The organism is Robinsoniella sp., assembly GCF_034124845.1.
In genome coordinates this window covers 23,891-29,890 of sequence record NZ_JAWYAJ010000306.1, presented here as the reverse complement: position 1 = coordinate 29,890, position 6,000 = coordinate 23,891, and the positions used below count along the sequence as shown (strand labels likewise).

Annotated in this window: 5 protein-coding genes; 2 read left to right on the top strand and 3 right to left on the bottom strand. The window is 40.9% G+C overall.

Annotated elements, in window-relative coordinates; genetic code table 11:
* Together ACH2DQ_RS15510 and ACH2DQ_RS15505 are read left to right on the top strand one after the other, a co-directional pair.
* Positions 1 to 475, top strand: a 475-nt coding sequence (locus ACH2DQ_RS15510) for a winged helix-turn-helix domain-containing protein (protein WP_395027340.1), incomplete at its 5' end; no start/stop codon positions are given.
* Positions 468 to 1,763 (top strand): sensor histidine kinase, encoded by a 1,296-nt coding sequence (locus ACH2DQ_RS15505; RefSeq protein ID WP_394911015.1) that lies wholly within the window; start codon positions 468 to 470, stop codon positions 1,761 to 1,763. The genes ACH2DQ_RS15510 and ACH2DQ_RS15505, both read left to right, overlap by 8 nt.
* A 168-nt stretch (positions 1,764 to 1,931) precedes the next feature.
* Here the strand turns inward: ACH2DQ_RS15505 and glnA are convergent, their stop codons facing one another.
* From glnA to ACH2DQ_RS15490, 3 genes are all read right to left on the bottom strand, one after another.
* Entirely contained in the window at positions 1,932 to 3,362 is a 1,431-nt protein-coding gene (glnA, locus tag ACH2DQ_RS15500) for a type I glutamate--ammonia ligase (protein WP_394911014.1), read from the bottom strand.
* Between the two features lie 104 nt (positions 3,363 to 3,466).
* On the bottom strand, positions 3,467 to 3,811 hold the full coding sequence (locus tag ACH2DQ_RS15495) for a helix-turn-helix domain-containing protein (RefSeq protein WP_394911013.1): 345 nt from the start codon (positions 3,809 to 3,811) through the stop codon (positions 3,467 to 3,469).
* Positions 3,812 to 3,997: 186 nt separating this feature from the next.
* Positions 3,998 to 5,590, bottom strand: coding sequence for a hypothetical protein (locus tag ACH2DQ_RS15490; RefSeq protein ID WP_394911012.1), 1,593 nt, complete (start codon positions 5,588 to 5,590; stop codon positions 3,998 to 4,000).
* Positions 5,591 to 6,000 lie beyond the last annotated feature (410 nt).

Genomic DNA, 6,000 nt, shown 5'->3' with positions numbered 1-6,000 from the left:
ACATATATCCACGCCGGTAATCCTGGTAACAGCCCTAGGTGAATTGGATGATAAAATTGAAGGATTAGATTGCGGAGCTGATGATTATATTGTAAAACCATTTGCTTTTGGGGAACTGATGGCAAGAATCCGCTGCATTGTACGGCGGCCTCAAAAATGGGAAGGCAGCGATCTGCTGAACTTTGGGGATATTTCGTATGATGCCTCATTGAAAAAGCTGGTAAAAACCGATTCTTCCTGTTCTCTTTCCAAACGAGAAGGGGATCTGCTGGAATTATTTCTTCGTAATCCGGGGCAGACGCTTCCAAGGCTTACCATTTTGACTAAGGTCTGGGGACCGGATGCAGATGTGGAGGAAGGAAACCTTGACAACTACATACATTTTCTAAGAAGGCGTCTAAAGGGAGTTGGAAGCAGCCTCAAGCTGAAAACAGTCCGCGGCGTAGGGTATTGCCTGGAGGAAACAAATGTTTAAAAAATTACACCTGCAGCTGACTTTTTTTTGTACTCTGATAACAGGTTTAATTCTGGTAACTATGACCACACTTTGTCTTTATATAGTAGAAAACGGTATGAATGACCGGAGTTATACCTCTTTTCTGGATAATCTGAATACGATGCTGGCACATTTTGAAAGCCAGTCTACGATCTCACATCAATGGATCCTTCAGATGGAGGCAAATTATCATATTAAGTTAAGTATTCTGGATAATGACACCCCCCTCTTCTCTCAGCAGTTGAATAACGATGAGGAGATATCCCGAATTTTTGGCGAAGCAGAAGAAAAAGCCAGATCTGACCATGATTTTAATGATGCTGGAATCAGCCCTGCAAACATTCTCTCCCGCCATGTAGAATTTAAGATGAAAGGAAGTAACGGTCAGAAGTATTATGCCTCTGTAGCTTTGATTCCAAAAGATAATGGTTACCTGAATGTTACGGTTTTATATCCACTGGACAGCCTGGAACATGATATTATGGTTCAAAGAGCTCTCTTTGGATTGCTGGACCTGCTGGCAGTTGGACTGCTCACCATTTTTTCCTGGCATTTTACCAAACGAATGATCCAGCCGATCAAGGAGAGCCGGGAACGCCAGGTGCAGTTCATTGCCGCCGCCTCCCATGAACTCCGTTCCCCCTTAACCGTAATTTTAACCAGTTTATCTGCCATGAAAGTAGCAGACAAAAAGCAGTCCGAACAGTTTGCTGATTCCATCCAATCGGAAGGCCAGCGAATGTCCCGCCTGATTGATGATATGCTGACTCTTGCAAATGCAGATAACAGAACCTGGAGCATCCACCCCTCTGATATCGAATTGGATACGCTGCTCTTGCAGACCTATGAAAAATATGAACGGATTGCCCGGGATAAAGGTCTAACCCTTGATGTGGATCTTCCGGAAGACATTCCGCCTACCTATCCCTGTGATGGTGAACGGGTTGCCCAGGTGCTTTCCATACTTATTGACAATGCTATGAGCTATACACCAAAAGGCGGAAAGATAAGACTTGGATTAAAGACGGAATCCTCCCGCATTCAGCTCTACGTTGCCGACAACGGTCCAGGCGTTCCGGATGAATCCAAAAAGTCTATATTCGACCGCTTTTATAGGGTTGATAAGGCTCATAAGGACAAGGCTCATTTTGGATTGGGCCTGTGTATTGCGAAAGAAATAGTAAAGTTACACAAAGGGAAAATTGCGGTGGAAGATACACCGGGAGGCGGAGCAACCTTCATCGTAACTCTGCCACAGAATTTGTAAAAAATTAGAAACATACCAGTTTTAATGCAGAAGAAGATAAGGACTTCGCATCATATCCTTATCTTCTTCTGTTCGTTTATATAAATCTCTGTTTATTTATGATCTCTGTTTTTTATGATCTCTATACGTTTTATAAATCTCTGTTCATTTCTTGATTGCTGTACATTTTTATAAATCGTAGTATCTCTGGAATTCTGCTGGGTGGGGAATCTGGCTGATATCTTTACTTTCCAATCTTTTCCGCTGTATCCAGATTTCAATCAGACGCTCCGGAAATACCCCTGATTTTGTCAGATACTCATGATCCTCTTCCAGTGCATCAAGTGCTTCATCCAGATTTTTAGGCAAAGACTGTATTTTTGCCTGCTGTTCCTGATCCAGGTCGTACAGATTAAAATCATAGGGACCCCAGCCATTTTCCGATGGATCAATCTGATTCTTAACTCCATCCAGTCCTGCCATTAAAATAGCAGCATAAGCATAATACGGATTCGCCGCAGCATCCGGACAGCGAAGTTCAAAACGCTTTGTCTCCGGTGACTTTGCATATGCCGGTATGCGCACTACCGCACTTCTGTTGGAAGTGGCATAACCGATTGTAACAGGCGCTTCATATCCGGGTACCAGGCGTTTAAAGGAGTTGGTAGAGGGATTCGTCCAGGCACAGAGAGAAGCTGCATGTTTTAGCAGACCGCCTATAAAATAATGGGCTGTTTTACTGAGACCGGAATATCCTTCTTCATCATAGAAGACCGGTGCACCGTCCTTTTGCAGCAGCATATGTACATGCATTCCATTCCCAGCTTCCTGGTAAACGGGTTTTGGCATAAAAGTTACCGTCTTTCCTTCTGAAACTGCCGCATTCTTAACCACGTATTTTGTAATCATGGTTTTGTCCGCCATATCCACCATTTCTCCCAGTTCCACTTCTATTTCCATCTGACCGGATCCGCCAACCTCATGATGGTGGTACTTCACTTTCACTCCCCAGTCTTCCAGAATCATACACATTTTACTTCGAAGGTTATAATTAATATCATTGGGAGCTGCTATATGGTAGCCGCCCTTTCCCTGGACCTGATAACCATTGTTAAATCCGTCATCAATGCCGGTATTCCACTGCGCCTGCCTGGTATCCACCGCATAAAAGGATTTTTCCGGAGATACGGCAAACCGCACATCATCAAAAATGTGAAATTCAAATTCGGGACCAATAATCATCTTGTCTGCTATCCCTGTCTGCCTCATATACTCCATCGCACGAAGGCTGACATTGCGGGGATATTGATCAAATGGAGTATTCTCATCTTTACCGATTACACACACATCGCCTGTCATTGATAATGTAGGAATGGCAACAAATGGATCCACTACTGCAGTTGCCGGATCCGGTATGAAAACCATATCACTTTTTTCAATGGGGGCATACCCATAATTTGACCCGTCAAAGCCAATTCCATATTCAAATATATTCTCATCAAACCTCTCTGCCGGAATCGTGATATGGCGCCATCTGCCATCCAGATCTGTCATTTTAAAATCAATCATCCTGATTCCATTATCTGCACATAACTGCTTTACCTTTTCACTTTTACCCATACTATCCTCCAATTTACATTTATAGCAAACCCACATTTTAATTTTAGCATAGGATTTATGATAATTCTATAGGGAAATACACTAATTCCTTATTACATCTCCCCTCATTGACCAGCATCACCGCAATCACGGCAGAGGCTAAACATATATTTAATTACCCTTCTATATAAGATGTCTGTAAGGTCATCCCTATTCTTTATACTTTGCTCCACTTCCTCGTAATTTCTTTCCACCAGTATTTCATTCATCGTTATCCCCAGAAGTATGCTCAATGCTAACAAATTATCCACATTTGGAAGTGCCAGTCCACAAAACCAACGGTAAATGGTCTGTGGGCAGGCAAATCCCATATACTCCTGCAATTCCTTTACCGATATATTTTTCTCTTCGCATAAACATTTTATGTTTTCTCCTGTCTTCGGCATGTCTATAACCGGATATATTACCACTTTATCCCCCTTTCTTTCATTTATGGTGACCTATCTTTATTCCCGCGGGCAACGAGCCAAACGGACACGCTGGTGCGTCCATTTGGCCACTGCCGCGATGGTTAAAACCCCGTTGCCTGCAGCGGGGTTTTTAACTCCCGTAAGCAGTAACCAGATGGATGCGCTTGCTAATCCATCTGATCTGAGTTATTCATAATAATGATTAAGCAGTTCCTCATTGGATATCAAAGCATAATAAATCTGATAACTCTCATCATTGACCGCTTTCACTCTAAAAAACGGGTAGTATTTCTTCATATACTCATCATCCAGAATATGATTGAAAATCTGGTTCCAGGATCTTTTACTTAACAAAAACTGCTCATTGTTGGATATTAACATCCTGCACCGTTCCCTAACATTGAGAGGTAAAAACCTTTTTTCATATTCTTCTATGCTGATTTTTTTCATAAATTCAATCAGTTTTTTCACGCACTTCTCCAGTTGGGGTTCCAGACTATCTCCTTCTTCATACTGCATAAGATCATCAAAATCCGCAATTTGGTAAACCTCTTTTTCCTTTTCTTCCTCTTCCAGCATTTTCCCCATCTTAAGCATGATCTCATCATTGTCGTAAAACAAACTCTGAAAACTTTCCTGTTCTTCTTCATTTTCTTTTCGAAACTGCTCTACAATCTTCTTCACATCACACTCTTCCCTAAAGCTTTTTTCCAGAACGGACATCATATCATCATAGGAAAGGTATGCGCTTACATTTTCATTTACCGCTCCCGACATTAAGGCAAATACCTTTGACATCTGGTCTTTAATTGTCTCAATCTCTTCACTGTCGGGCCTGTCCTGTATATGCTCCGTATAGTCATAGGTATTCTTCTCCTTCATATATAACTTCGACTTCACAACACGGCGGATAATACTTTCAGCCGTTAAAACCTTTCTCCACTTATGCTTTTCTTTAACCAGCATACAGAACATTTCCAGTTCAAAACCCAGCGCGAAATATTTTTTCATTTCATGAATAAACCCAACCTGGTCAGGGGTGAACCCTCCAAAAGCCTTCTGAAAATATGTTTTTATGGTATCTTCATCAAAATGTTCCCGGATAAAATCTCCCATCTTTTCATCTTTCTTTTCCATTGTGAGACAAAGAAATGCTTCCAATCGCTCCACGTCATCCAGGTTCATTTTTAGAACCCGCTTATAAAGCTGAATCATACAGGCTCTGTCTGTTAACTCAATGGGTATCTCCAGATACTGGTTCGCCCAGCGGATGGCGCGTTTACACTGTCCCAGTGATATATCGCCATATACAACAGCCGCCCCGGGCAGTCTTGCTTCTACCAGACAGCCTACAGCCAATAAATACAGATGATATGGCTCTCCCTGTGTTTTTCCTCCCCATAGTTTTTTAATATCCGGAATCCTTTTGTCATCATCCTCTATGCATCTCCTGTCAGATAAAATTGACCAGAACACATCCTGGTCCAGCTGATCCCGGAATCCTTCCCCATAATACTTCAGCTCTTTAGGAAAATGAAAGGACTCTCCCCTCTTTTTACTCACCAGGTCACCACTGGTAAACCAGCCCGAATGTCCATATTGATTTGTAACTTCCCGGGTTTTTACATAAAAGGAAAAAACCTGTCCGTATTTCTTCGCATTAACACGATTTAAAAAAGGATAGTTACGTATCAGAACCAGACTCTCTTTGTATACTTTCTCCCATTCCTCTTTTGCAATTTTTTCCGGAACTACATCCAGTGAAATATGAATCCCCATAGTTTACCTCCTCATTTATGCGTATAATTGTTTTCTATTTCATCATAGACGATTAGAATCAGGAAGTCATTGAATTACAAATTCAAAAAAATGGGGAAATCAATGTATTTTCATATTATATGTTGTGTATTAATTTCTTTATTAGTATATTTTCATCTTGAGTGATTTATATTTCTAGGATACTATAAAATTTGGAAAATTGCAAATTGAAATAACGTTTAATTTTCTAAAAAATGATAGTAAAAAAGGAAGCAGCTGTTCCGGTTATACTTAACCGAAAACAGCTGCCTCCTTTTTTTGAATGAGTCCATTTTAAAATGTTTGGCTTATATCACTATCATACAATTTAACATTCCAAAACTTTAATTTTACTACCATGTTGTTATTTTACGATACAAAGATTTGATTTT

What these genes read in the sequence shown, in the direction of transcription:
- glnA (WP_394911014.1), bottom strand. Translation starts at nt 3,362, where the DNA reads ATGGGTAAAAGTGAAAAGGTAAAGCAGTTATGTGCAGATAATGGAATC.
- ACH2DQ_RS15490 (WP_394911012.1), bottom strand. Translation starts at nt 5,590, where the DNA reads ATGGGGATTCATATTTCACTGGATGTAGTTCCGGAAAAAATTGCAAAA.
- ACH2DQ_RS15505 (WP_394911015.1), top strand. Translation starts at nt 468, where the DNA reads ATGTTTAAAAAATTACACCTGCAGCTGACTTTTTTTTGTACTCTGATA.